The 25,279-nt window shown below is 74.8% G+C and carries 19 protein-coding genes; 11 read left to right on the plus strand and 8 right to left on the minus strand.

The features are described from left to right. Positions 1 to 113 precede the first annotated feature (113 nt). A complete protein-coding gene (locus RCG67_RS10375; protein ID WP_368826040.1) occupies positions 114 to 1,145 on the minus strand; it encodes an alpha/beta fold hydrolase in 1,032 nt (343 codons plus the stop codon). Between the two features lie 141 nt (positions 1,146 to 1,286). Between RCG67_RS10375 and RCG67_RS10380 the strand changes: the two genes are divergently transcribed. The 3 genes from RCG67_RS10380 to RCG67_RS10390 all read left to right on the plus strand — a co-directional run bounded on the left by RCG67_RS10380 (position 1,287) and on the right by RCG67_RS10390 (position 5,383). Next, positions 1,287 to 2,339, plus strand: coding sequence for a glycoside hydrolase family 26 protein (locus RCG67_RS10380; RefSeq protein ID WP_368826041.1), 1,053 nt, complete (start codon positions 1,287 to 1,289; stop codon positions 2,337 to 2,339). A 152-nt stretch (positions 2,340 to 2,491) separates the two neighbouring features. Beyond that, positions 2,492 to 3,133, plus strand: a complete 642-nt coding sequence (locus RCG67_RS10385) for a hypothetical protein (RefSeq protein ID WP_368826042.1) — start codon at positions 2,492 to 2,494, stop codon at positions 3,131 to 3,133. Between the two features lie 21 nt (positions 3,134 to 3,154). Next, entirely contained in the window at positions 3,155 to 5,383 is a 2,229-nt protein-coding gene (locus RCG67_RS10390; protein WP_368826043.1) for a L,D-transpeptidase family protein, read from the plus strand. Between the two features lie 81 nt (positions 5,384 to 5,464). On the opposite strand, the gene RCG67_RS10395 is transcribed toward RCG67_RS10390, so the two are convergent. Both RCG67_RS10395 and RCG67_RS10400 read right to left on the minus strand, forming a co-directional pair. Continuing rightward, entirely contained in the window at positions 5,465 to 6,067 is a 603-nt protein-coding gene (locus RCG67_RS10395) for a TIGR03085 family metal-binding protein (RefSeq protein WP_368826044.1), read from the minus strand. A gap of 252 nt (positions 6,068 to 6,319) precedes the next feature. Next, positions 6,320 to 6,775, minus strand: a complete 456-nt coding sequence (locus tag RCG67_RS10400) for a DUF3817 domain-containing protein (RefSeq protein ID WP_368826045.1) — start codon at positions 6,773 to 6,775, stop codon at positions 6,320 to 6,322. Positions 6,776 to 7,162: 387 nt separating this feature from the next. Between RCG67_RS10400 and RCG67_RS10405 the strand changes: the two genes are divergently transcribed. The 6 genes from RCG67_RS10405 to RCG67_RS10430 all read left to right on the plus strand — a co-directional run bounded on the left by RCG67_RS10405 (position 7,163) and on the right by RCG67_RS10430 (position 14,694). Beyond that, complete coding sequence (locus RCG67_RS10405; RefSeq protein WP_368826046.1) at positions 7,163 to 7,954, plus strand: DeoR/GlpR family DNA-binding transcription regulator; 792 nt, start codon at positions 7,163 to 7,165, stop codon at positions 7,952 to 7,954. After that, positions 7,951 to 8,925: a 1-phosphofructokinase family hexose kinase gene (locus RCG67_RS10410; protein WP_368826047.1), complete on the plus strand. Its 975-nt coding sequence runs from the start codon at positions 7,951 to 7,953 to the stop codon at positions 8,923 to 8,925. Before RCG67_RS10405 ends, RCG67_RS10410 begins: the two co-directional genes overlap by 4 nt. Before the next feature lie 65 nt (positions 8,926 to 8,990). Next, positions 8,991 to 11,123, plus strand: a complete 2,133-nt coding sequence (locus tag RCG67_RS10415) for a PTS fructose transporter subunit IIABC (protein WP_368826048.1) — start codon at positions 8,991 to 8,993, stop codon at positions 11,121 to 11,123. Between the two features lie 68 nt (positions 11,124 to 11,191). Further along, positions 11,192 to 12,892: a phosphoenolpyruvate--protein phosphotransferase gene (ptsP, locus tag RCG67_RS10420; RefSeq protein ID WP_368826049.1), complete on the plus strand. Its 1,701-nt coding sequence runs from the start codon at positions 11,192 to 11,194 to the stop codon at positions 12,890 to 12,892. Between the two features lie 80 nt (positions 12,893 to 12,972). Then, the gene (locus RCG67_RS10425; RefSeq protein ID WP_368826050.1) at positions 12,973 to 13,251 is read left to right on the plus strand and encodes an HPr family phosphocarrier protein; all 279 of its coding nucleotides are present in this window, start codon (positions 12,973 to 12,975) and stop codon (positions 13,249 to 13,251) included. A 240-nt stretch (positions 13,252 to 13,491) separates the two neighbouring features. Next, positions 13,492 to 14,694 carry an ATP-grasp domain-containing protein gene (locus tag RCG67_RS10430; protein WP_368826051.1) on the plus strand — a complete coding sequence of 401 codons (1,203 nt, stop codon included), beginning with the start codon at positions 13,492 to 13,494 and terminating at the stop codon, positions 14,692 to 14,694. A gap of 214 nt (positions 14,695 to 14,908) precedes the next feature. Here RCG67_RS10430 and murJ read toward each other — a convergent pair whose 3' ends face one another. Then, positions 14,909 to 16,459 carry a murein biosynthesis integral membrane protein MurJ gene (murJ, locus tag RCG67_RS10435; protein ID WP_368826052.1) on the minus strand — a complete coding sequence of 517 codons (1,551 nt, stop codon included), beginning with the start codon at positions 16,457 to 16,459 and terminating at the stop codon, positions 14,909 to 14,911. A 339-nt stretch (positions 16,460 to 16,798) separates the two neighbouring features. On the opposite strand from murJ, the gene RCG67_RS10440 reads away from it, so the two are divergent. Beyond that, entirely contained in the window at positions 16,799 to 17,881 is a 1,083-nt protein-coding gene (locus RCG67_RS10440) for a lipid II:glycine glycyltransferase FemX (protein ID WP_368826053.1), read from the plus strand. Positions 17,882 to 17,940: 59 nt separating this feature from the next. Beyond that, entirely contained in the window at positions 17,941 to 19,893 is a 1,953-nt protein-coding gene (locus tag RCG67_RS10445) for a threonine/serine exporter family protein (protein ID WP_368826054.1), read from the plus strand. A 102-nt stretch (positions 19,894 to 19,995) separates the two neighbouring features. Here RCG67_RS10445 and RCG67_RS10450 read toward each other — a convergent pair whose 3' ends face one another. The 4 genes from RCG67_RS10450 to RCG67_RS10465 all read right to left on the minus strand — a co-directional run bounded on the left by RCG67_RS10450 (position 19,996) and on the right by RCG67_RS10465 (position 25,195). Further along, positions 19,996 to 21,927, minus strand: coding sequence for an HNH endonuclease signature motif containing protein (locus RCG67_RS10450; RefSeq protein WP_368826056.1), 1,932 nt, complete (start codon positions 21,925 to 21,927; stop codon positions 19,996 to 19,998). 326 nt (positions 21,928 to 22,253) lie between these two features. Next, positions 22,254 to 23,159, minus strand: a complete 906-nt coding sequence (locus RCG67_RS10455; protein WP_368826058.1) for a siderophore-interacting protein — start codon at positions 23,157 to 23,159, stop codon at positions 22,254 to 22,256. A 37-nt stretch (positions 23,160 to 23,196) separates the two neighbouring features. Next, the gene (locus tag RCG67_RS10460; protein WP_368826060.1) at positions 23,197 to 23,874 is read right to left on the minus strand and encodes a uracil-DNA glycosylase; all 678 of its coding nucleotides are present in this window, start codon (positions 23,872 to 23,874) and stop codon (positions 23,197 to 23,199) included. A 115-nt stretch (positions 23,875 to 23,989) separates the two neighbouring features. After that, positions 23,990 to 25,195 (minus strand): YihY/virulence factor BrkB family protein, encoded by a 1,206-nt coding sequence (locus tag RCG67_RS10465; RefSeq protein ID WP_368826062.1) that lies wholly within the window; start codon positions 25,193 to 25,195, stop codon positions 23,990 to 23,992. Between the last annotated feature and the right edge of the window lie 84 nt (positions 25,196 to 25,279).

A 25,279-nucleotide genomic window follows, 5' to 3' on the forward strand; every position in this document is an offset into this window, starting at 1 on the left:
CCGTCTTCGACGCACGGTCCGGAACCGGAGGCCACCGGCAGCAGGACCGGGATCCGTGCGAGGGAACGAGCGCCCCGTCCCGTGGTGGACGGGGCGCTCCCGTGCGCCGGGCGTCAGCCGGTCCTGCCGCCGTCGACCGCCGCCGTGCGCTCGAGGACGGCGTCGGCCAGGGGGCCGAGCACGCTGTGCGGCAGGGCGTGGCCCAGGCCGGGGACCGTCACGAGGCGGGCGGAGCCGACCGACGCCGCGAGGTGCCGGGCATGGGGCGGCGGGTTCACCGGGTCATCGGGCGCCTCGACGACCAGCACGGGCACCGTGACGCCGGAGAGTTCCCCGGCGCGGTCCAGGCCTGACTGATCGGCCAGCGCGTGCGCCGCCGGGTTCTCCGCGGTCCCCGAGTGGGCGACGACGCGCTCCTCCAGCCGCCGGAACTCCTCCGGGTCGAACGGCAGCACGTCGCCGTTGAGGACCCGCCAGTGCTCGACCCGCCACTCGATCTCCTCGTCCGGGTCGCGCGGGTCGGCCAGGTGCTGCCACAGCTCCAGCAGGCGCGGATCGGGTCCCGGCAGGCCGGTGTCCCCGGGCCCGCCCGGACCGGCGCCGAGCGCGGACGTCGCGAGGACCGTGGCGCTGAGCAGCCGGCCGGGGTGGTCGAGCAGGAGGAGCTGCACGAGCGTGCCGCCCATCGACATGCCCACCACGTGCGCCCGGTCGAGGCCGAGGGCGTCCAGGACGGCGACCGCGTCCTCGGCGAGGTCGCGCAGCGGGTACGGGTGCTCGGCGAAGGCGCGGGTGGATCGGCCGGTGTCGCGGTGGTCGTAGCGCACCACGCGGGACGAGCTGCTCCTCGCGGCGTCCGTCGTCCGAGCCGGGCCCCCGCACCTGTCCCGGCGCCCCCGGGCGACGGCCCCCTCCGGGCGCACGACACCGCACCCGCACCGACCCTGGAGGGCATCCCGGTACCCATCACCCGACGACGCGCGCCCTGCTCGCGGATCGGCCCCGGGGTCTCGCTCGGCCGAGCGGACGAGGCGCGGGCCGCCGTCCTGGCGGGGCGGCCGGCGGATGCCGTGGCCGGCTGCACCGTGCTCAGCGCGGACGGATCGCCGCGCATGACGGCCGGGCACCGCCTGCGGCCAGCACATATGACACCGTCGGCCCGGACGCGGGGCGGCGGTGGCCTCCGGATGCTAGTTTGCGCCTGCTCATTCTCGTCGTTCCCGGCGAGGCGCCACCCCCAGCGTGCTCGCCGTCGGCAGAGAGCCCGCCCCCCCGGAAGGCCCCCCATGCCTGCTCCCGTTCCTCCCCGTGCCCTGTTCTCCCTCACGGCCGCCGCCGCAGTCGTCCTGGGACCGGCCGCCGTCCCCGCGGCCCACGCGGGCCCCTCGGCCCACACCCCGACCGGACCGGCGGCGCTCACCGCGGCGAAGAAGCCGGTCCGGTCCGTCGCGGTCGCGCCGGCCGAACCCCAGGTCCGCACGTGCCCGCTGCGCTTCGGCGTCGGCACGGCCGGTGGTCCCGGAGCTTCCGCCGAGCTCTCCGAGGTGGCCGCGCTGACCGGGGAGAAGCCCTCGATCGTGCTCTCCTACAAGGACTTCCACCAGCCCGCGCCCTACTGGGAGCTCGAACAGACCCGCGCGTCCGGGGCGACCACCCTCCTGACCTGGGAACCGTGGGTCTGGGGCGGCGGGACCGACCAGCCCGCCCACTCCCTGGACGCGATCGCCTCGGGAGCCCACGACGCCCACATCACCGACTGGGCCACCCGCCTGGCCGACTGGGGCTCCCCGGTGATGCTGCGCTTCGGCCACGAGATGAACGGGAACTGGTACCCGTGGTCCGAGGGGGTCAACGGCAACGGAGCCGGGGACTACGTGGCCGCCTGGCGGCACGTCCACGACATCTTCACCGCTGCCGGGGCGGACAACGTCCGGTGGGTGTGGAACCCGAACGTCCCGTACTACGGGTCCACGCCCCTGGACGGGCTCTACCCCGGCGCCGGGTACGTGGACGTCGTCGCCCTGGACGGCTACAACTGGGGCACCTCCCAGACGTGGTCCAGCTGGCAGCAGCCGTGGGACCTGTTCGCCCACGGGCTGTCCGAGATGCGGCGCCTGGCCCCGGGCAAGGAGATCATCGTCGCCGAGACCGCCGGCGCCGAGGCCGGGGGCTCCAAGGCCGAGTGGAACGCCCACCTGGTGCACTACCTGGCGCAGCAGCCCGACGTCACGGGCCTCGTGTGGTTCCACCTGGACAAGGAGGTGGACTGGCGGATCGACTCCTCCACCGCATCGGCCCAGTCCCTGGCGGCCGAGCTCGCGAAGCGCCCCTGTCCGTGACGGCGGTGGCACGGCGCGCCACACGGTGTCACGCGAATCACAAAAGCAAACCATCCGTGTAGCGTGACCCCCACGACCGGCGCCGTGCCTCCGCCCCTCCGGCGGTGGCACGGCGCCGGTCGGTCCCCCCAGGACCGTGTCGAGGAGTCCCCATGGCAGTCCCCTTCCCCCCATCACCCGGCCGCCGGCTCGGACCCGTCTGCGCCGCCCTGCTCGTCGTCGCGCTGGCGGGATGCGCCGCGAACGAGGGGCCGAGCCCCACCGCGGCCCCCAGCACGAGCCCGCCCGCGGCCTCGGACGGGCCCGCGCCCACGGCGACCGGCACTGCCGCGCCGGCGACGCCGAGCGCCGGCCCCGAGCCGTCGGGCAACGACGTGGCCCCCTACGACGAGACCTCCACGCGGGACGCCGCCGGGTCCTTCGGCACGGCTCAGCAGCTCGACGGCTCCCTGGAGGCCGTGGTGGAAGGCCCCCGCCCCGCGACCACGGGGGAGCGTCCGGTCCGGGCCGCCCCGGGCACCCCGGTCCAGGTGTTCACGCTGACCCTCATCAACACCGGCAGCACCCCGGTCGACGCCGTGCCGTGGTCCTTCCCGGTCGCCGTCGCCGGTGAGGAGCCGGCGGTCCCCGTCTTCGACGAGTCCCTGGGCGTGCCGATGGAGACCTTCCCGACCATCGCCCCCGGGGAGAGCGCCTCCCTCGAGCTCGCCTTCGCCGCGGCGCACGACGCCGAGCTGGCCGTCCGCGTCTTCGCCACCACCACCCCCGACCACTACGTCGAGTTCACCGACTGATCGCCCAGCAAGGGACCCCCCATGAAGATCTCAGCTCTGCGCATCCCCGCCGCGGTCGCGGCCTGCTTCGCGGTCGTGCTCGCCGGTGCCCCGGGGGCGTCCGCGGCCCCGTCCGCTCCGGCTCCCGGCGTCTCGGCCGGTCCGACGACGACGCCCGCTCCCGCCGCGGGCACCGTCGCGGCAGCCGTCCGGCTCGAGCCGGTGGACGACGCGTCCACCGTGCCCGCCGGGCGCACCGCACTCCTCGACGTCCTCTCCAACGACGGTCTCGACGAGCCCTCAGCGGTGCGGCTCCGGCTCGTGGACCCCTCGGCCGACGACCCCGACGACGAGCTCGTCGACGCACTGCGCACGGACCTCGGGTCCCTGCGCGTGGTGCCCCCGGACGCGGAGCCCGAGTCCCTTCCCGAGGGCTGGGAGCTCCCCGGGCACCCGGTCCTCGCCCTGGAACCCTCTCCGGACCGGCCGGCCGACGCCCCGCCGGTGGAGGTGGCCTACGCGGTGGTGGACGCCTCGGGCGCCGAGGCACGGGCCGTGCTCACGGTCGCCCCCGACATCGAGAACCAGGCGCCACCGGGTCCCTCCGCCGGGCCCACCGGCCCGGCGGAGGAGAAGCTCCCGGCAGATCCGACGGGCTCGGCCGGACCGACCGCCCCGGCCGAGCGGGCGGTCACCGCCGAACCGACCGCGGAGCCCTCCGCCGGAGCGGAGCCCGCCGAGGAGCGAGCAGCCGCACCGGAGGCCGGGTCGCAGGAGACGGCGGCCGCGGCCGCCGCGGAGGACGTGGACGTGCCCGTCGAGATCCGGCAGGCGCTCGAGGCCGCCGCGGTCCGGGCGGCGGCCCGGACCGGGGCGCCCACCGCGGGGATGCGCCCCTGGAAGGGCGGCTGGGAGTGGCCGCACGAGCGGGGCGTGGTCCTGTGGTCGGAGGCGCACGGCGCGCACTTCGTGCAGCTCCGGGGCGCGATCGGCCACCGCTGGACCCTCGGGGGCGGGGTCGACACCCTGGGCTGGCCCGTCGACGACGAGTCCTGCCACCTCGCGGGCGGCGGGTGCCGGCAGTCCTTCTCGAACAACCGCACGATCTTCTGGACCTCCGCCACCGGGGCCAGGACCGTGAACATGCGGGGCGCGATCGGCCACAAGTGGATCCGCGGCGGGCGTGAGGCCGGGGCCTACGGATATCCCACCACGGACGAGATCTGCGGGTCGTCCGGCGGGTGCCGGCAGTCCTTCTCGAAGAACCGCACGGTCTACTGGACCTCCGCCACCGGGGCGAGGACCGTGAACACCCGGGGCGCGATCGGCCACAAGTGGATCCGCGGCGGGCGCGAGGCCGGGACCTACGGATATCCCACCACCGACGAGATCTGCGGTCTGGCCGGGGGCGGGTGCCGGCAGTCCTTCACCAGGGCCCACACGATCTACTGGAGCTCCGCGACCGGAGCGCGGGCCGTGAAGACGAACGGCGCCATCGGGCAGCGGTGGATCGCCACGGGACGCGAGCGGGGTTCCCTCGGCTACCCCGTCACGGACGAGATCGGCACCGGGAGCGTGCACCAGACCTTCCAGCGGGGACTCGTCACCTGGAGCCGCGCCACCGGGGCGCGGACGCACCTGTTCCGCGGGGAGTGCCACCACCTCAACACGGGGCGCTCCGTGCAGCCGACCCGCAACGCGGCGCGCGTGTCCCTGACCATCGCGGAGGGCTACGGGCGCTCCCAGGCCACCTTCGTCAACTGCGTGCGCATCGGCGGCAGCTATGTGGAGGAGTGGCGCACGTCGGCCTACGTGGGCGCGAGCGGCTTCAAGCGCCCCGGTGTGCCCTCGGGGCACACGCAGTACCTGTACTCGCCGCAGGGCTCGTACTCGGTCACGGAGTCCTTCGGGGTCTACAACCCGGGCACCGCGCTGCCCTACCGGCAGCTCAACCCGAACTCCCGGTGGGGTGGGCGCCTGGGCACGCTCTACAACAAGTACTTCGAGTCGACCGGCTACACCTGGCCGGACGAGAACATGTGGTACTTCTCGCTGTCCGGCGACTACCGGCTGGGCGTGGTGATCAACTACAACCGCCCGCCGGACTCGCCCATCGTCCAGGGCAACGGCTTCGCGATCTTCCTGCACGCCAACAAGAAGCCCACCGCGGGCTGCATCGCGCTGCACGAGCACGAGGTGGCGCGGTACATGCGCACCGCGCGGCCCGGTGACCGGATCATCATGGGCGTCCGGGCGGACCTGTTCCGCTGACGCCCCGGGAACGTCAGGAGGGGGACCGCACAGCGCGGTCCCCCTCCTGACGTCGTCTCCTGATGTCGACGCGGGTCCGGGCTACTCGACCGTCTCCTCCACCTTGGCCTGACCACGGCGGCCGAAGGCCCACAGCAGCAGCTCGCTCGGCGCGGCGCGCAGCACGCGCACGGTCCCGGTCCGGCCGCGGCCGCCGCGGACGGCGCCGTAGGACGGGGCGATGAGCACCACGGTGTCCTCCTCGTCCTTGAGCGAGACCTTGGCCAGCAGGCTCAGGGACCGCCACAGCGCCTGCTCCTCGTCGTGCAGCAGCGGACGCTCGTGCCACTGGGGCTGGGCCCGGCGGACGTCCTCGTGGTGGACGAAGTACTCCACGGTGTTCATCCGCTTGTCCACCGGGCCCAGCCGCGCGGGCGAGTACAGCGGAGGGTGCTCCACCTTCCGCACGAGCTCGTCCCACGGCTGGCTCGCGATGGCCTGCTCGGCTCGGCGAGCGCGCTCGCCGAGCACGGGCACCCGCGGCAGCACCTTTCCGGCGAGCAGATCGGGGCGCCCCGCGCGCAGCACGAGGTGCACGGCGAGGTCACGGGTCCTCCACCCTTCGCACAGGGTGGGGGCGTCCGGGCCCAGGCGGCGCAGGAGCGCGGCGAGGTGCCGGCGCTCGACATTGGCGAAATTGGTCACGTGGATCCTCCTCGTGGCGCCGCCGTCGGTCGGCGGGGCCGTCCCGACGACCACGCTATACCGGGCGCCCCGCCGCCAGGAACCGGCGCGGCGCGCGCCGGGACCAGCCACGGGGGACCGGTGGGCCCAGGCTCCGGCGACACGGGACGGCGGTGCCAGGCTCCAGTCACATGGGACGGGCGGTGCCAGGCTCCAGCCGCGGGGAGCCGGTGGGCCCAGGCTCCAGCCGCGGGGGGCCGGTGGGTCCAGGCCTCAGCCGCGGGGGACCGGCGGGCCCAGGTACAGGAGCACCGAGGCGAGGCCTGCGACCACGACCGCGCCCGCCGCCACCGCCAGCCACGGGCTGCGGAGGGACCAGGCCTCCAGCCTCTCCAGCACGGTGGTGGGACGGTCGCCGCCGGGGGCCAGGCGCCAGCCGCCCTCGAGCCGGCCCGAGCGCTGTGCGCGGCGCTCGAAGGGGATCGTGGCGTACGGGACGAAGGCGCTCGCCAGCCCCAGCACTCCGAATCCCGCGGACCACCGCTGGTCCACCCAGACGAAGCAGGTCACCACGCAGTACCCCAGGAACACCAGCCCGTGCAGCATGCCGAAGACGGGCACGAAGGCCTCCGAGACCCCTGTGTACTTCAGGACCATGCCGAGGATGAGCAGCGTCCAGGTCACCGCCTCCGCGAGGGCGAAGCGTCCGTAGAGCTCACGGGGTGTCATGGGCAGTGCTCTCCTGGGTCTCGGGGATGTCGTCGGGCGTCGCCGGGCGCGTGGCCGGGAGGATGTCCGGGGCATTGTCCGCGGCGTCGTCCGGGGGAGTGGCCGGGGGCGTCGTGGCCGCCGACTCGACGTCCTGCCGGCCCGCGCGCCGCCGTGGCGCCCTGCTCCACGGTCCGGTCGTTTCCCCAGGATATCTGCGCAGCGGATCGTGGCGGGACAGAGGCGGGCAGTGCCCGGAACCGGTGGCGGGCACCGGAACCGGCTCCGCCACCGGATGTGGCTTTTCGTGAAGTGGATCACCGGGACCTCTGGTAAAACCACACGAACTCACATAAACTCAAGGGAACGCAAAGATCCACCATCCTTCCCGACCGTGAGGTGAACGCCATGTTCGCAGAAGAACGCCAGGCCGAGATCGCCGAGCTGGTGGTCGCGACCCGCCGGGTCAACGGCGCGGACCTGGCGCGCCGCTTCGACGTCACCATGGAGACGGTCCGTCGCGACCTCGCGGCCCTCGAGTCCGCGGGCAAGCTCCGCAGGGTGCACGGGGGCGCCGTCACGGCGGACCAGTCGACGTCCGACGAGAAGGCCATCTCCTCCCGCAAGCACGTGAACACCCCGGAGAAGCGGCGGATCGCGCAGGCGGCGTTCGACCTGCTGCGCACCAGCGGGGCGGGGGCCGTCGTGCTCGACGCCGGAAGCACCGTCGAGGCCCTCGCCGACCTCATCGTCCGCACCGACTCCACACTGCCGGACGGGCAGGAGCAGCTGATCATCACCCACGCCCTGCACATCGCCGCCAAGCTCGCCGACGCCACGGGCATCGGCCTCGAGCTCGTCGGCGGGCGGGTCCGCAAGCTCACCTGGGCCGCCGCCGGGGGCCGGGCCGCGGAGCACTACACCCGGCTGCGCCCCGACCTCGCGTTCGTGGGCTGCAACGGGATCCACGCGGCGTTCGGGCTGAGCACGCCGGACCCCATCGAAGCGGTCGTCAAGACCGCCATCATCCAGACCTCGCGGCGCGTCGTGGTCCTCTGCGACTCCGCCAAGCACGATCAGGAGACCCTCATGCGCTTCGCGTCGCTCGACGAAGTCGACACCCTCATCACCGACCGGGCCCCCGGTCCGGAACTGGCCGCCGCCCTCGAGGAGGCCGACGTCGAGGTGGTGATCGCGTGATCCTCACCCTCACCCTCAACCCCTCTCTCGACCGCACGGTCGAGCTCCCGGCCCCGCTGCGCCGCGGCGCCGTCCAGCGCGCCGACGGAGCCCGGCAGGACGCCGGGGGCAAGGGCGTGAACATCTCCCGGGCGCTGCGCGCCAGCGGCGTCCCGACCCTGGCCGTGCTGCCGGGCGACCCCGGGGACCCGCTGCTGGCGGAGCTCGCCGCGGCCCAGGTGCCCTACGAGACGGTCCCCGTCGGTGCTCCGATCCGCTCCAACGTCACGATCACCGAGCCGGACGGCACCACCACCAAGATCAACGCCCCGGGCGCGCCGCTGAGCCCCGGGCACGTCGACGCCGTCGTCGACCTCCTCGTGCACCGCGGCGCGGACGCCTCCTGGGTGGTCCTGGCCGGCTCCCTGCCGCCCGGGGCCCCCGAGGACGTCTACGCACGGATCGTCCGCCGCGTCCGGTCGGTGCTGGGGGAGCGTTCGCCCCTGTTCGCCGTGGACACGTCCGGGGCGGCGCTGCGCGGCGCCGTGTCCGGGGACGACGCCCTGCCCGACCTCATCAAGCCCAACGGCGAGGAGCTCGCCGAGCTGGTGGGGACGGTCGACGGCGAACGGCTCGAGGCCGATCCCGACCTCGCGGCCGCGACCGCCGCGGCGCTCGTGGAGCGCGGCCTGGGCGCGGTCCTCACCACGCTCGGGGCCGGCGGTGCGGTGCTCACCGTGCCGGAGGGCTCCTGGCACGCCGTCCACGAGCCCGTGGCCGTGCGCTCCACCGTGGGCGCCGGCGACAGCTCGCTCTCGGGCTACCTCATCGCCCAGGAGCGCGGCGACGCGCCGTCCGTGTGCCTGCGGCAGGCCGTGGCCTCCGGGTCCGCGGCGGCAGCCCTGCCGGGCACCCGGGTCCCGGCCCTCTCCGAGACCACCCCGGAGGCGGTCACCGTGCGGGAGCTCCCCGCGCGCGCCGTCTCCGGCTGAACCAGCCCCACTCCACCTCATCCGAACCACCCGGGCCACCGGCCCGGCCGCTCAAGGAGGACACCGTGTCCGAGCTCATCACTCCCGACCTGGTCTCGCTCGACCAGGACCTGGGAGCAGACAAGGAAACCGTCATCGGCCGGCTCGCCGACCTGGTGCAGCGCACCGGTCGCGCCGAGCAGCTGGACGGGCTGCTGGCGGACGCCATCGCCCGCGAGAACAAGACCGCCACCGGCATCCCCGGCGGCATCGCGATCCCGCACTGCCGCTCCACGGCCGTGCTCGAGCCGACCCTGGTCATGGCCCGGCTGGCACAGGGCGTCCCCTGGGGCGCCAAGGACGGCCCCGCCGACATCGTCTTCTTCATCGCGGCGCCCGAGGGGGCCGACCAGACGCACCTGAAGCTGCTGGCCAAGCTCGCCCGCTCGCTCATGAAGAAGGACTTCGTGGCGGCCCTGCGCTCCGCGCGCTCCGAGCAGGAGATCGTCCGGATCGTCGACGACGCCCTGGGCCTCGGCGGGACCGCCGACACCGCACCCGCCGAGGGTGCCTCCGCCGCCGGCGCCACGTCCGCCACCGCGGTGCCCGCGTCCGTGGACGCCCGGTCCGAGGACGGCGGTGCCGCACCGGCGCCCGCCGCGGCGCAGACCGGGAGCGACGTCGAGGGCGCCGGCCCGCACGCCGGCAAGAAGATCGTGGCCGTCACCGCCTGCCCCACCGGCATCGCCCACACCTACATGGCCGCGGACGGGCTGACCTACGCCGCCGAGGAGATGGGGGTCGACCTGCAGGTCGAGACCCAGGGCTCCGCCGGCTTCACCAAGCTCGACCCCGCCACGATCGCCGCGGCGGACGCGGTGATCTTCGCGACCGACGTCGACGTCCGGGACCGCTCCCGGTTCGCCGGCAAGCCCTACGTCGCCTCGCCGGTCAAGCGCGGCATCGACGAGCCGAAGGTCATGATCGAGGAGGCCCTGGCGAACGCCGGGAACCCGAACGCCAAGCGCGTGCAGGGAGCCGCCGGCGCCGCTGACGAGTCAGCCTCCTCCGGCGGGCGCGAGGGGTGGGGGACCCGGATCCGCAAGGCCGTGATGACGGGCGTCAGCTACATGATCCCCTTCGTGGCCGCGGGCGGTCTGCTCATCGCCCTGGGCTTCATGATCGCCGGCGCGGACATCGCCAACGTCGCCGACGACATCCTGGGGACCTCCACCCTGTGGGCCCTCGGGGACGCCACCGCCGCCCAGTACATCGGGGCCGTGCTGTTCAAGATGGGCGCCCTGGCCATCGGGCTGCTCGTTCCGGCGCTCGCCGGCTACATCGCCTACGGCCTGGCCGACCGGCCCGGCATCGCGCCCGGCTTCGCCGCCGGTCTGGTCGCCAACTTCATGGGCGCCGGCTTCCTCGGCGGCATCGTGGGCGGCCTGCTGGCCGGTCTCGCCGCCTACTGGCTGGCCCAGCCGCGGCTCCCGCGCTGGCTCGGCTCCCTGATGCCGGTGGTCATCATCCCGCTGCTGGCCACGCTGTTCTCCTCGGGCCTGCTGCTGCTCGTCCTGGGCGGGCCGATCGCCACCTTCATGGCGTGGCTCACCGAGTGGCTCAACGGCATGACCGGCGCCAGCGCGCTGGCGCTCGGCGCGATCCTCGGCCTGATGATGGGCGCGGACCTCGGCGGGCCGATCAACAAGGTCGCCTACACGTTCGCCGCCGCCGGCCTGGGCGCCGCCACGGCCGTGAACACCGCCCCGCAGGAGATCATGGCCGCCGTCATCGCCGCCGGCATGGTCCCGCCGCTGGGCCTGGCCCTCGCCTCGCTCGTGGGCAAGCGCTACTTCACCGTGGCCGAGCAGGAGAACGGCAAGGCGGCGTGGCTGCTGGGCGCCTCCTTCATCTCGGAGGGCGCGATCCCGTTCGCGGCCGCGGATCCGCTGCGCGTGCTGCCCTCCACCATGGTGGGCGGCGCCGTGGCCGGCGCGATCTCCCTCAGCGCGGGGGCGCTCTCCCCGGCCCCCCACGGCGGCGTGTGGATCCTGCCGCTGATCGGCAACCCGCTGATGTTCCTGCTCGCGGTGGTTGTCGGTACCTTGGTCACAGCAGCCGTCGTCGTCGCCCTCAAGCACGTGGGTGGAGCGCACGGGCGGGTGGCCGACGCCACCCGTTCGCGCGAGGACGCCGCCGCTGTGCCGACCACCGCCTGAGCGACGTGCACGGGCCCCAGCGGGGGCCCGTGCACGGTCAGCTCTCTTTCTCGAGGAAGAGGAACACCATGCAGACACTGACAGGCGTGGGAGTGTGCGCGGGCCGCGTCATCGGCGAGCTCGTGAGCATGCCGGAGCCCGTCTCCGAGCCGGCCGCGGGACTGGCCCTGCGGGACGAGGAGCCCGAGGCGGCGGTGGCCCGGCTGCAGGCGGCCGCGGCCGCCGTCAAGGCGGATCTCAAGGGACGCGCCGAGGTCGCCGTCGAGAAGGACGCCGCGGACGTGCTCAAGTCCACGGCCCTCATGGCGGGGGACAAGGCGCTCCTGAAGAACGCCGCGAAGCTCATCACCGGGAAGGGGCTCGCCCCCGAGCGCGCCCTGTGGGAGGCCGCGAGCGACTACGCGGAGCAGATGCGCGCCCTGGGCGGCTACATGGCCGAGCGCGCCGCCGACATCGAGGACGTCCGGGCGCGGCTCGTGTCCCAGCTGCAGGGCCTGCCCATGCCGGGCGTGCCGCAGCGGGACGTCCCGTTCGTGCTGACCGCCGAGGACCTGGCGCCCGCGGACACGGCGACCCTGGACCCCGAGATGGTCCTGGCGCTGGTCACCTCCGGCGGCGGGCCGCAGTCCCACACGGCCATCCTGGCCCGCAACCTGGGCCTGCCCGCGATCGTGGCGGCACGGGGTGTCGAGGCGCTCGCGGACGGCACGCGCGTGTTCGTGGACGGGGCCACCGGCGAGCTCCGCACGGAGCCGGGCGAGGAGGAGCAGGAGCTCGTGGAGGCCTGGGTGCGCAGCGCCGCGGCGCGCACCGCCTTCGACGGCCGGGGCGTGCTCTCGGACGGCACCGAGGTGCCGCTGCTCGCCAACGTGGGCACCCCCGAGGACGCCCGCACGGCGGCCGCGGCCGGCGCCCAGGGCGTGGGACTGCTGCGCACCGAGTTCTGCTTCCTGGGCCGGGACAAGGAGCCGTCCGTCGAGGAGCAGGTGGAGCAGTACACCGCGATCCTCGAGTCCTTCTCCGGGAAGAAGGTCGTGGTCCGCACCCTCGACGCCGGGGCGGACAAGCCCCTGCCCTTCCTCACCGACACCGCCGAGCCCAATCCGGCGCTCGGGGTGCGCGGCTTCCGCACCGACCGGACGGTGCCGGGCGTGCTGGCCCGCCAGCTCGAGGCGATCGCCCTGGCCGAGCAGGCCACGGAGGCCGACGTGTGGGTCATGGCGCCGATGATCGCCACGACCTCCGAGGCCCGGGACTTCGCCGCCATGACGGCCGACGCCGGGCTGCGCGTTCCCGGGGTCATGGTGGAGACGCCGTCCGCGGCCGTCACCGCCGACCAGATCCTGCGCCACGTCGACTTCGTCTCGCTGGGCACGAACGACCTGACCCAGTACACGATGGCCGCGGACCGGATGATGGGCTCGCTCGCCGAGCTCAACAACCCGTGGCAGCCCGCCGTGCTGCGCATGATCCGCTACACCGTGGAGGGCGCCCGCCGGGCCGAGTCCGAGGGCGCCGGAACGCGCAACGTGGGGGTCTGCGGCGAGGCCGCGGCGGATCCCGCGCTCGCCGTCGTGCTCGTGGGCCTCGGGGTGCACACCCTGTCCATGAGCCCCCGGGGACTGGCCCCGGTGGCGGCCGTGCTGCGCAGCGTGGACCTCGCCACCGCCCGGGCCCTGGCCGAGCTCGCGATCGAGCAGCCCAGTGCGGAGGACGCCGCCGCGGCCGTGCGCGCCGAGCTCGACGTGCTCGCCGAGCTCGGTCTCTGACCCGCGGCCCGCGCCGCAACGCACCACCCCAACCCCCGGGGTCCGACACCCCGGACCCCGCAACCCGAAGGAGAACCACCATGGCAGAACGCACCGCCACCATCGCCTCGTCCGTGGGCCTGCACGCCCGCCCCGCCGCGATCTTCGCCGAGGCGGCAGGGGAGTACGACCTCGAGATCACCATCGCCGCCGAGGGCGAGCCCGAGGACGAGGCCATGGACGCCTCGAGCGTCCTGTCGCTGATGTCCCTCGGCGCCGGCCAGGGGGACAAGGTCGTCCTCCGCGCCGAGGGCGAGGGCGCCGACGACGCGCTCGACAACCTCGTGCGGATCCTCGAGACGGACCACGACGCCGAGTAGGACCTCCCCGCACCGCCCCCACAGCGCCCGCCCACCGCACGGTGGGCGGGCGCCGTGCTGTGCTTGCTGTCCCGTCCTGCCATGCGCCGTGCCCTGCTGCGCCGTGGCTTCCCGTGCCGGGCTCTCCTGTGCCGTGCTGTGCCGAGCCCGGACCGGTCCGTGGCCGCGCACGCGTTTCACGGCCTCCCACGTGCGCCGACTACCGTGGAGGGGATGCCCGCCCACCTCGATGGAGGACCGATGACCGCCGCTCGACCACCGCTCGACCACCGCCGCCAGGAGCCGGAGCGCGCCGCGCCGGCGCAGCGCCGGGCGCTCATCGTGGGCACGGGCAGGGACCGGGGAGCCCTCGCGGCAACCCGCGCGCTCGAGCGGGCGGGCTGGCACGTGGGCGTCGGCACCCCGGACGGGCCCGGCATGCTCGGTGCCACGCGGGCGGCCGCGGTGCGCCACGAGGTGCCGCGCCCGCGCGGGGACGGGGCCGGCTTCATCGACGGCGTCCGCCGGGCCGTGGCGGAGGGAGCGTACGACGTCGTCTTCGGCGCCGGCGACGACTGGATGGCCGCGGTCTCCGCGTACCGTCAGCACATCCCGGCGGCCGTGGCGCACCCGGGCCCCGACGTGGTCGCGGCGGCCCTCGACAAGGTCGGCCTGGCGGACCGGGCGGCCCGGGCGGGGCTGGGCGCTCCCCGGACGCTGACGGCCACGGACGAGGCGCTCGCCGCCTGGGACGGCCCGGTCGTCGTCAAGTGCCGGGCGCACTGGGAGCCGGGGCAGACCCGGCCCCACCGCATCGAGGCCAAGCTCTTCCCGGACGCTCCCGCGGCGGCGGGACAGGTCCGGCGCATCCGGGAGGCAGGGGCCGAGCCGGTGCTCCAGGCACCGGTGCGCGGCACCCTCGGGGCCCTGATCGGGGTCCACCACGACGGACGCCTGCACGGCCGGGTGCAGCAGGTCACCTCCCGGCTGTGGCCCACCCCCAACGGCGTCTCGGCCCGCGCCCGGACGGTGCCCGTCGACGAGGAGCTCGCCGCCCGCGCCGAGGCACTGCTGCGCGAGCTGGGCTGGTGGGGCCTCGTGGAGCTGCAGTTCCTCACCGGGGACGACGGCGTCCCGCAGCTCATCGACCTCAACGGCCGCTTCTTCGGCTCGATGGCACTGGCCGAGTCCGCCCGTCCCGGGCTGGCCGACGCATGGGGCAGGCTGGTCCTCGGCGGGCCCGTGCCGGAGCTGCCGGACGCCCGGACCGGCGTCCGCTACGCCTGGCTCGCCGGGGACCTGCGCCGGGCCTCCGTGGAACGCCGCGGCGGTCTGGCCGCGGACGTCGCCGACACCCTCCGCTGGGGCCGTGGCGCCCAGCACAGCGTGTGGGACCTGCGTGACCCCGGCCCCACGTGGCACCTGGCCACCTGGCGGCTCGGGAGCGGCATCCGCTCCCGGTAGGGCGGCCCGCCGGCGCCGAGGGCGCGCCGCACGCTCCCGGTCGGACCGCTGGTGCCGAGAGCGCGGAGCGTGCCACCCAGGCAGTGGCCGGGGCGCGCCGTAGGCTGCCGGCCGGGCAGCTGGTCGGCTCGCCGGCGCCGTGGGCGGGGAGCGTGCCACCCAGGCAGTGGCCGGGGCGCGTCGTAGGCTCCCGGTCGGGCAGCCGGTCGGCTCGTCAGCGACGCCGGCGCACCGTCCGCAGCGTCTCGCCGACGAGGCGGCGCTCGGGGGCCCGCAGCACGACGAGCCCGAGCAGGTAGGTCCCGCCCACGACGGCGGCGCAGAGCGCCGCGAGCACCGGCGACGGCAGCGCGGGCAGCGCCTCCCGCACGCCCAGGCCCGCGGCGACCGCGACGGCCGCCAGCACCAGGGCCCGGAGCACGAGGGCGGTCGCCCCCCGGGTGTCCAGCCCGGCGTGGCGGCGGTGCAGCAGCCACGCGTTGAGCAGCGCCGCGACGACCAGGGACGCGGACGTGGCCGCCGCGATGCCGGCGAGGCCCAGCACGGGGGCCAGGACGAGGTCGCCCACCACGTTGACGACCATGGCCAGCACCGCCACGACCACCGGCCCGCGGGAGTCGCCGAGGGCGTAGGACGCCCGGACCACCACCTGACGGACGCCGAGGGCGAGCAGGGCCGGCGCGTACCAGGCGACCGCGGTGGCCGTCGCCGCGACGTCCCCGGCGTCGAACGCGCCGTGCCCGAAGGCCGTGGCGACCAGGGGTCCGGCCGCGACCACGAACACCGCGCACACCGGGGTGAGCACCGTGACGACCACGGACAGCCCACGGTTCACGAGCCGGCGCAGCTCGGGGCGGTCGTCCGCGGCGGCACCCAGCGCCGGGTACAGGGGGACGAGCAGGGCCGCGATGACGACGGTCTCCGGAAGGTCGACCAGGCGCCAGCCGTAGGTCAGGGCCGTGATCGTTCCGTCGCCGAGCGTGGAGCCCACCGCCCGGTCGACGAGGGTGTTGATGTTCACCACGGCGTTGCCCACCAGCATGGGCGGCACCAGCCGGGCGATCTCCCGGAAGCCCGGGTCCCGCAGCTCCCACCGGGGCCGGAGCCGGGTGCCGAGCGACCGCACCGGGGGCACCTGCATCAGCAGCCGCGCCGCGGAGCCCACCACGTAGCCCACGGCGAGCGCCGAGATCCCGTACCGGGGCCCGAGCAGGCCCGCCGCGGCGATCATGACCAGGTTGAACGGGACGCCCTGCAGGGAGGACCACGCGAAGCGGCCGTGCGCCTGCACGAGCGAGGCCAGCAGGTCGGTGCCGGCCACGAGCACCGTGGCGACGAGGACGATGCGGGTGAGCGAGGCGGCCGTGGCGGTCTGGGCGTCGTCGAACCCGGGAGCGAGCAGGGATGTCACCGGTTCCGCGAGCAGGCCCGTCACCACGGCGGCCAGCCCCAGGACGACCACGGTGACGGTGAGGGAGACCTCGAAGCCGCGGTGGCCGCGGCAGCCTGTGCCGTTCGCGCGCTCCCGGGCGGCCTCCCGGGACGTCACCGGGGTCACGGAGCGGGCCATCGCCCAGGCGAGCAGGCCGAGGACGACGTTCAGCACGCCCTGGGCCACGAGCCACGCGTCGAGCTCGGCGCCCGCGCCGAAGACGGCGCCGACGACGACGTCCCGGAGGAAGCCCAGAACGGTGGAGACGGCGGTCAGTGCGGTCACGAGCACCGCGGCGCGCGCGATGCTCCAGCGCCCGCCCGGTCCACCCACGGCTTCCGCCACCTCCCTGGTCCGGACCGCCCCGGGGACCGGTGCGGTCTGCGTCTGGTGCGAACCGCGGACCTGCCGGTGCGAACCGCCTGAACAGAATACACAGCACGGTCCCCGGAGCCGCCCGGCTCCGTCCCGATCCGTTCGGGGCCGTCTGGTGCCGTCCGGGGCTCCGGCGCGGGGGAGCGGTCCGCGGGGGCGCGGACGGACGTCCGGCACGGCTCAGAAGCCGCTCAGGCCTGCACGGTTAGACTGACCGGGGCCGGCCCCCGCCGGTGCACCGGTCCGCCGGCCGTCCCCGGCCGGCCGGCCCCGACGACCCCGACGATTGAGAGAGCCTTGCGAGAGTTCACCGCACGCTTCGCCACCGCCCAGGAGATCGCCGACTGGGACGCCCACGTCACGGCGAACCCGCACGGCGGCAACATGCTGCAGTCCGCGTCCTTCGCGGACGTCAAGGCGGACCACGGCTGGCGACCCCGGCACCTCGTGCACGAGCCCGCCGACGGCGGGCAGGCCTCCTACAACCTGGTCCTCGAGAAGCCGGTGCCTGCCCTGGGCAGGCTGTGGTACATGATCAAGGGCCCCGACGTCGCCTCCGTCGACGACATCCCCGGGATCGCGGCGGCCAGTGCCCGGTTCGTGGCCGAGCAGCGGCTGAACGTGTTCGCGATCAAGATCGAGCCGGACGTGCTGGACTCCGACTACGCGCGGGGCGTGCTCGCGCGGGCCGGGCTGAAGAAGTCCTTCAACATCCAGCCCAACGACTCCACCGCGATCCTCGACACCGACCGCGACGAGGAGGCCGTGCTGAAGTCCTTGCACTCCCGTGGGCGCAACGCCGTCCGTCGGGCGCTGCGCGAGGGCTGCACGGTCGAACGCGTCGAGCTCACCGAGCAGAACATGCGCCGGATGTACGCGCTCATGGACACGGTGGGACAGGGCGACGCGAACGTGAACCTGCGCTCCTACGAGTACTACGCGAAGTTCTGGACGACGTTCGAGCAGGCCGGCCAGGGCCGGCTGTACTTCACCTACGAGGACGGCGAGCCGTCCGTGGGCGCCTACGTCATCGCCTACGGGAACAAGGGCACCTACAAGGACGGCGGGTCGAAGCCCCGGCGCCGCCAGTACGGCGACTCCCACCTGCTGCAGTGGACCGCGATCACGGACCTCATGCGGGAGCACGGGATCGTCGAGTACGACTTCTGCGGCACCCCGCCGAGCGACCAGCTCAAGAACAAGGAGCACCCCTACTACGGGCTGGGCCTGTTCAAGACGAGCTTCACCAAGACCGTCGTCGACTTCGTGGGCGTCCACGACCAGGTGCTGAGCCCGGCCAAGTACGCGGTCTGGACCAACGTGGCCGAGAAGGTCCAGCGCCAGCTGTGGGTCCGCCGCACGGGCCAGCCCTTCTACTGACCCGGCCCCGACCGTCCGCCGGCCCCCCCGCCCCCGCGCCACGGAAGGAGGAACACCGCGTGGTGACCGACCAGCGCGCCCCCCTGCGCCCGTTCGCCGCCTACCCCTCGTCGGACGGGGGTGAGGAGCCCGACGCCCACGTCGTCGAGCCGTTCGGACCCGGCGGGGACACGACGCTCACGGGCGCCGCCCGCCCGGTCGCCCGGCACGGTGCAGGGCTGCCGGCGGTGCGCCCGACCGAGGCCCAGGCCCTCCACGCCCGGCGCCGCGCGGGGACCGCAGCGGGCGACGTGGTGCCCGACGCCCCGCAGGCGCTGCCCGTGCTGAGCGTGGACCTGATCCGCCGGCACGGTGGCGCCCCCGAGCCGGAGCAGCGCCAGGAGCCGCTCACGGCCGCCGAGACCGTGCCCCTCGCGACGGCGGCCCGCCGGCGCCGCCGCACCGACACCGTTCCCGTCTCCCGCCCGGAGACGACGACGATGGGTCCCCTCCCGGCGCCCGGCAAGAGCTCCGACCGGATGCAGCGGGGCGCCTACCCCTCCACCCGGGCGCAGGGGGCCCGGCCCGGCGGGCGCTCGCGGCTGCGGTCCATGCTCCAGGGGGAGGCGGCCCCCACAGCCCCCATGCGCGTGGTGGAGCGGCTCAACGCCTCGCCCTTCGCCAACCTGCGCCGGTTCGGGGAGTCCACCAGCCGGCAGGCCCGGCGCACCCTGAACTTCGCCCTGCGGCTCGCGGAGACGATGTTCCACTACGGCGCCGACGCCCTCGACGTCGAGAACGCCATCATCGCGGTCTGCGCCACCTACGGGGTCGAGAACGTCGAGGTGGACATCACCAACCAGGCCGTGACGATCAACTACATCGCCGACGACCAGCCGGACGGCGGGGACACCCGCACCCGCGAGGACGTCTTCAACGACCCGGACACCAACAGCCACACGGTCATGCGGGTCGTGCGCTCCTGGACGGACAACTACGCGGGACTGGCCGAGACGCACCAGCTCGTCGCGGACATCACGGGCGGGGAGATGCCCCGCGGTGAGGCGGAGCGGCGGCTCGAGGCGATCAACGCCAAGCCCAAGCCCTATCCGCGGTGGATGGTGCGGGCGGCCACGACCGCCGCCGCGATGACCATCACCGTCGGCATCGGCGGCGGTGTCCTGGGCGCGCTCGTCGCCGGTCTGTCCTCGATCCTCAACCAGCTCGTGGCGCACCGGCTGGGCGCCTGGCGGATCCCCGAGTTCTTCACCATGGCCGCCCAGTCCGGGATCCTCACCACGATGGCCCTGCTGCTGTCCTGGGGTGGCCTCGACCTGTCCCCGTCACGCGTCATCGCGGGCGGGATCATCCTGCTGCTGCCCACCACGCGCATGGTCTCCACCATGCAGGACGCGATCAACGGCTTCCCCGTCACGGCGGCCGGGCGCCTGCTGTCCACGTCGATGGCGTTCCTCGGCATCGTCGCCGGCATCGCGGGGGGCATCTCCATCGCCGGGTACGCCGGCATGCCCCGGGTCGACGTCTCGCAGAGCGCCTTCGACCCGGTGAGCCCGCTGACCAACGCCGTGTTCATGCTGATCGCCACCGGGCTCATCGCGGTCACGATGCAGGCCAAGCCCCGGCACGTGCTCTCCACCGTGGTGGCCGCCCTCGGCGGCCTCGTGGTGTACCACGCGGGCATGGCCGCCGGTGTGGGGGCCCGCCTGGACACGGCGCTCGCGGCGATCACGAGCGGGTGCGTGGCGACCGTGCTCGCGGCCCGGCACCGGATTCCTCAGCTGGTCCTGGCCATCCCCGCGATGACGTTCCTGCTGCCCGGGCTGTCCATCTTCCGCGGCATGTACACCATCACGGTGGAGACGGACACCTACGGCCCCGGGATCGTGGGCCTGGTCAACGCCATGGCCTCGATCGTGGCCCTGGCCTCTGGGGTGGTGCTCGGCAAGTACCTCATGCGCCCCTTCGTGGGGCACCTCAACGGCACCAGTTCCCGGCGCAACCGGCGCCGCTGATCCGCCGATCCGGGTCACACGGTGCCGGCACCCGCACAGGAGCGGCAGAGAACCGGGGACGGTCTGGCACCCGCACCGGAGCGGCAGAGAACCGGGGACGGTTCAGAACGGCGGCGGGTCGTCGTGGGGCCGGGTGCCGCAGGAGGACACCGGGCCGCGGAACGTCCACGGGGTCTCGGCCGACGGCGGCCGGGCCGTCGGTGGTGCGGACAGGTGCGGTGGTCCGGCCGATGGCGGTGCGGACAGCGGCGGTGGCTCGGACCGCGGTGACCCGGACGGCGGCGGTGGATCGATGCGCAGGTCGTCGAGGATCCGCAGCGGTGAGAGCACGGGGTGGTGATGCTCCTGGGGATAGGTCACGTGGACACGTCCTGCCGGTGAGGTCCATTCCAGGACGCCCTCCGGGGTCCGCGGGTGGCGGTGCCGGACCTGCCAGCGCCCGAGCGGGCCGTGCCGGTGCTTGAGGACGTGGTGGTGGCGGCACAGGTGAGCGAGATTGTCCGCGGCGGTCCGCCCGCCGTCGACCCAGGCCACGGTGTGGTCGAGGTCGCAGCGCTCTGCCCGGCGACGGCACCCGGGGAACCGGCAGGTGCCGTCCCGCGCTCGCAGCCGGCGCTTGAGGTCGGCCGGCACGGCGTAGGTGGTGCGGTCGTGGTCCAGGACCGCGCCGGTGACCGGATGGGTCAGCACTCGCGACCAGGACCCCGCGCCGGCGGCGATCCGCTCGGCCACACTCACCGGGATCGGCCCGTAGCCGGCCAGCTCTGCGCAGTCGGTGGCCCCCGGCGGGTCCCCGGCGCAGGAGCCTCCGCCGGTGTCGAACGACCCGCTCGGGTGCCCGTCGCGGGAACGTCCGTCGGTGCTCGGTGACCAGCCGGGGTGCTCGTTGCGGGGGTCTCCGTCGGTGTCCGCTGACCCGCCGGAACGGCCGTCGCGGGCGTGTCCACCAGTGATCGGTGATCCGCCGGGGTGCCCGTCGCGGGGGCCCCGGCCGGTGCCCGGCGACCCGCTGGGATGCCCGTCGTCGTGCGTCTGCGCGCTGCGCTGCAGGAGGGCGAGCACCGGCACGGTGACCGCGACCTGTCCGCGGATCCCGCGCAGGTGGTCGGGCATCCAGGTGGGCTCCCCGTCCAGCAGCAGCGAGGCGAGCACGTCCGCGCGCAGCTGCCCCGCCGTGCGCGGACCGCCCTCCCAGTGGCCCGGGCCGAGGTCCTTCCCGGTGCACGGACCGTCACCGGCAGTCCCCGGCCCGTCCGGTGGCGGGCTGTGCGGGTCCACCCGGGCGGCGATGGAGACGAGACGGTGGTGGACGGCATGGGCGGTGGCCGCGTCCAGGAGTGCGCACAGCCGCGCCATGCCGTCCTCCTCGGGCTCCACCCACACCCGGCGTCCTCGGTGGGCCGCACGGTGGCGGGCCTCCTCGGAGCCGGCGAGCAGCCGAGCCCGCCGCCGCCGGGCCAGTGCCCGCAGCTGCGCCGCGGTGACCGCCGGCGCCTTCTCCAGCAGCTCGTCCGCGACGCGGGCCACGGCCTCGCCGGCGGCCCGCTGCTCGGGCGCCGGGCCGGCCCCGTCCACGACATCCCGCCACAGGTCCACGATCACCTCGGCCTGCCGCAGGGCGATGGTCCCGGCCTCGAGGGCCTGCAGGACCCGCGGCAGGGACTCCGCCAGCAGGATCGCGTTCTCCACCCGTCGCACCGCCGTGCCCGCCGGCAGCCGCAGGGCGGGGCCGATCTCGTCGGCCACGTCCAGCACCGTGCGCTTCTCCGGTTCCGGGAGGTCCTGACGGGGACCACGGGTGCGCTCGTGACACCGGCGCGCCCGGTCCGCCTGCTGCTGCTCGTGGGCCTGCTCCTGCAGCTGCCACATCCGGTGGATCGTCCGGAGCTGCCGGCCTGCGGCCCGGGCTTCCGCCCGGGCGTCACCGACCAGCTCGGCCACGGCGCCCGCGTACTCCCGGTCGATCCCGGCCGCGGTCCCGCCCTCCCGGAGGGTGCCCTCCGGGTTCCACGGCCGTCCGGCGGTGATGGTCATGATCCATGGTCTCCGCCAGGTCCGACACCACAAGAGCGGCTCCGGGCGGTTTCGCTCGCGCATCCTGCGGCACCCGTCAGCACCCGGGACGTCGACGTCCCGGGGCACGACGACGTCCCGGGTCCGGCCGGGCCCGCACCGGATGCCCTCGGCAGCGTGGGCCCCGGGGCAGGCACGGGACAGGCGCGGGGCAGGACTCGAGGCCCGGGCCTGCTCCGGCCTGGGGGAGGGGGGAGGCGGTCCGGGCCGCCTGCACGTCCGGTAACCGGCGATCCGGCCGGTGCCGGACGCCCGCAGCGGGTGCGGCAGGCACCCGCGGAGCCGAGTCAGACGATCTGGCCGACCGGCAGCTTCTTCTCCGCCTGGAATACGTCCTCGGTGCGGCCCCGCGCCCAGTAGCCGGACAGCGAGACCTGGTCCCGCTCCAGCCGGCGGCGGGTGAACAGCTCCGTGCGCAGGGCCTTCATGAGCTCCCGCTCGCCGTGGGAGAAGACCTGCACCCCTCCGGGGTCCGCGGGCCACCCGGCCTCGCGCACGGCCCGCACCAGGGCGGGCTCCTCCCCGGGCTCGTCGTCCGCGCGGAAGACCCAGCGCACCGCCATCCCCGCAGGACCGGAGACCGGCTGGACGTCGCGGGGCGAGTCCACCTCGAGGAGCACCTCGCCCTGCGCCGAGGCCGGGAGGGCCTCCAGGACGGCGAGCGCGGCGGGGACCGCGGCGTCGTCGGCGGCGATCAGGGTCCACGCGGCGTCCGGGGAGGGCGTCCACCGGCCGCCCGGGCCCAGGGCGATGATGCGGTCCCCGGGCTCGGCGCGGGCGGCCCACGGGCCGGCGAAGCCGTCGTCGCCGTGGAGCACGAAGTCCATCCACAGCTCGTGCCGCTCGGGCACGTACCGGCGGATGGTGAGGTGGCGGGTGACGGGCTGGCGGTCGCCCGGCAGGGTCTCCTTGAGCTCCCAGTAGTCCGGGTTCCGTCCGGGCTCCGCGCCGGGGTCCGCCGGGGCCGGCTGCGCCGTGCCGGGGTGCTCCGCATCGGGGTGCTCCGTACCGGGGCGGAGGAAGACGAGCTTGACGTACTTCTCGGGCGGGTCGATGTCCGTGTAGCGCTCGGGCTCGTCGAGGCCCAGGACCACCCGGACCATCGACGGGGACAGCTGCTCGCGGGAGCGCACTGTCAGGTTCAGCTGCGGCTTGCGGGGTTTCGCGGGCCGGGCACGGGGGGTCGTCGTCATGCCGCCCACCCTAACGGAGCCCCGCCGGCCGCCCAGCTCACAGCCGCCAGTCGACGGGCTCCGCTCCCTGCTGCTCGAGGAGCTGGTTGGTGCGGGAGAACGGACGGGAGCCGAAGAAGCCCCGGGACGCGGACAGCGGGGACGGGTGCGCGGACTCGACGGTGGGGAACCCGTCCAGCCATGAGGCCGTGCTGCGGGCGTCACGACCCCACAGGATCGCCACGAGCGGGGTCCCGCGGGCGGCGAGGACGCGGATGGCGCGCTCCGTGACCGCCTCCCAGCCCTTGCCGCGGTGGGAGGCGGGCGCCCCCTCGCGCACGGTGAGGACCCGGTTCAGGAGCATCACGCCCTGCCGCGACCACGCCGAGAGGTCCCCGTGCTCGGGCGGCTCGACGCCGAGGTCTTCCCGCAGCTCCTTGTAGATGTTCTGCAGGGAGCGGGGCACGGGACGGACGTGGGGCTGCACGGAGAAGGAGAGACCCATGGCGTGGCCAGGCGTGGGGTATGGGTCCTGGCCTACGACCAGCACCTTGACCTGCTCCAGCGGGTCCTGGAACGCCCGGAAGACCGCCGCCCCCTCCGGGAGCGTGCGGTGCCCGTCGGCGTGCTCCTGGCGCAGGAACCGGCCCATCTGCCGGATCTGCGGCTCCACCGGGGCCAGGGCCTCCGCCCAGTCGGGGGCCATGATCTCGTCCAGGGGCTGGGGCTCGCTCACGGTGCTCCTCGGTGCAGGTGGTCGGTGCGGGTCTTCGGCGCGGGTGGTCGGTCCGGGTCTTCAGCGCGGGTCACGGTGCGGGTGCGGCGACGGTGCGGCTGTGCAGGACACCACTCTAGGCCGGGCCCGCCCGGTCCCCGGCCGGGGCGTCCGTCCCCGGAGCGGCGCCCCGGTACCGGGTGCTCCCGGAACCGGTGCCCTGGTGCCGGGTGCTTCCGGAGCCGGTGCTCCGGCGCCGGCCGCCCCCGGTGTCGCCCTCGGCGCCGGTGCCGATGTCGGAGTGGCGGCGGCGCAGCGACCGGCCCTCGGCGACCAGCTCCTCCTCCTTCGCCTGCAGCTTCCGGACGCCCCGGAGGTCCCGCGGCGGCAGCCGCAGGTTCTCCTCCGCCTCCATTCCCGCCTGGAGCTGGCGGCCGCGCTCGATCTCCGCGTTGAGCTCCGCCCCGGCGAGCAGCACGATGTTCATGATCCATAGCCACAGCAGCAGGACGATCACCCCGCCGATGGCCCCGTAGGTGGCGTTGTAGTTGTTGAAGTTGGACACGTAGAAGCTGAACCCGGTGGTCGCCGCGACCATGACCAGGATGGCGACCACCGAGCCGATGCTGAGCCACCGGAACCTCGGCTGCCGGATGTTCGGGGTCGCGTAGTACAGCAGGGCGATCATGAAGACGAGCAGCACCAGCAGGACCGGGACCCGGGCGGCCTGCCACAGCTGCAGGGTCGCCTCGCCGAGGCCGATCAGGCCGCCCAGGGCCTCGGCGACCGGTCCGGAGAGCAGCAGGAGCAGCATCATGCCCACCACCAGGACCACCAGGGACAGGGTCACCCCGATCATCAGGGGGTAGAGCTTCCAGACGGGCCGTCCCTCCTCGACCTCGTAGATCCGGTTCATGGACCGCCCGAAGGCCCGCACATAACCCGAGGCCGTCCAGAGGGCGCCGACCAGGCCCGTGACCAGGGCCAGGCCCGCGGACGGGAAGGCGGTGAGCTCGCCGATCGGCCCCTCCAGCACGGCCACGGCCCCCTCGGGAGCCCCGAACTCGTCCAGCAGGCGCAGCAGGGTCCTGGTGGTCGCCTCGGCCTGGCCGACGACGCCGAGCGTGGACACCACCGTGAGCAGCCCCGGGAAGACGGACAGCACGGCGAAGAACGTCATCACCGCCGCCGAGTCCGTGCACGCGTCGCGGCGGAACTCGTGGACCGACCGGCGCAGGATGTAGCCCCACGAGGGTCTGGTGATCTGCGCCGGCGACGAGGGCTTCTCCGCGCTGTCCGGGTCCGCCCCGGGATCTCCCGTGGGGTGGGGGTCGGCTGCCATGGGGCTCCTCCGCGTCGTCGGCTGCGGGCCAGGATACCGGGGCCGTCACCGCGTCGTCCCGTTCCGCCCGGGGGAGGGCGGGAG

This window comes from Kocuria cellulosilytica (assembly GCF_040981245.1).
GTDB lineage: Bacteria > Actinomycetota > Actinomycetes > Actinomycetales > Micrococcaceae > Kocuria > Kocuria cellulosilytica.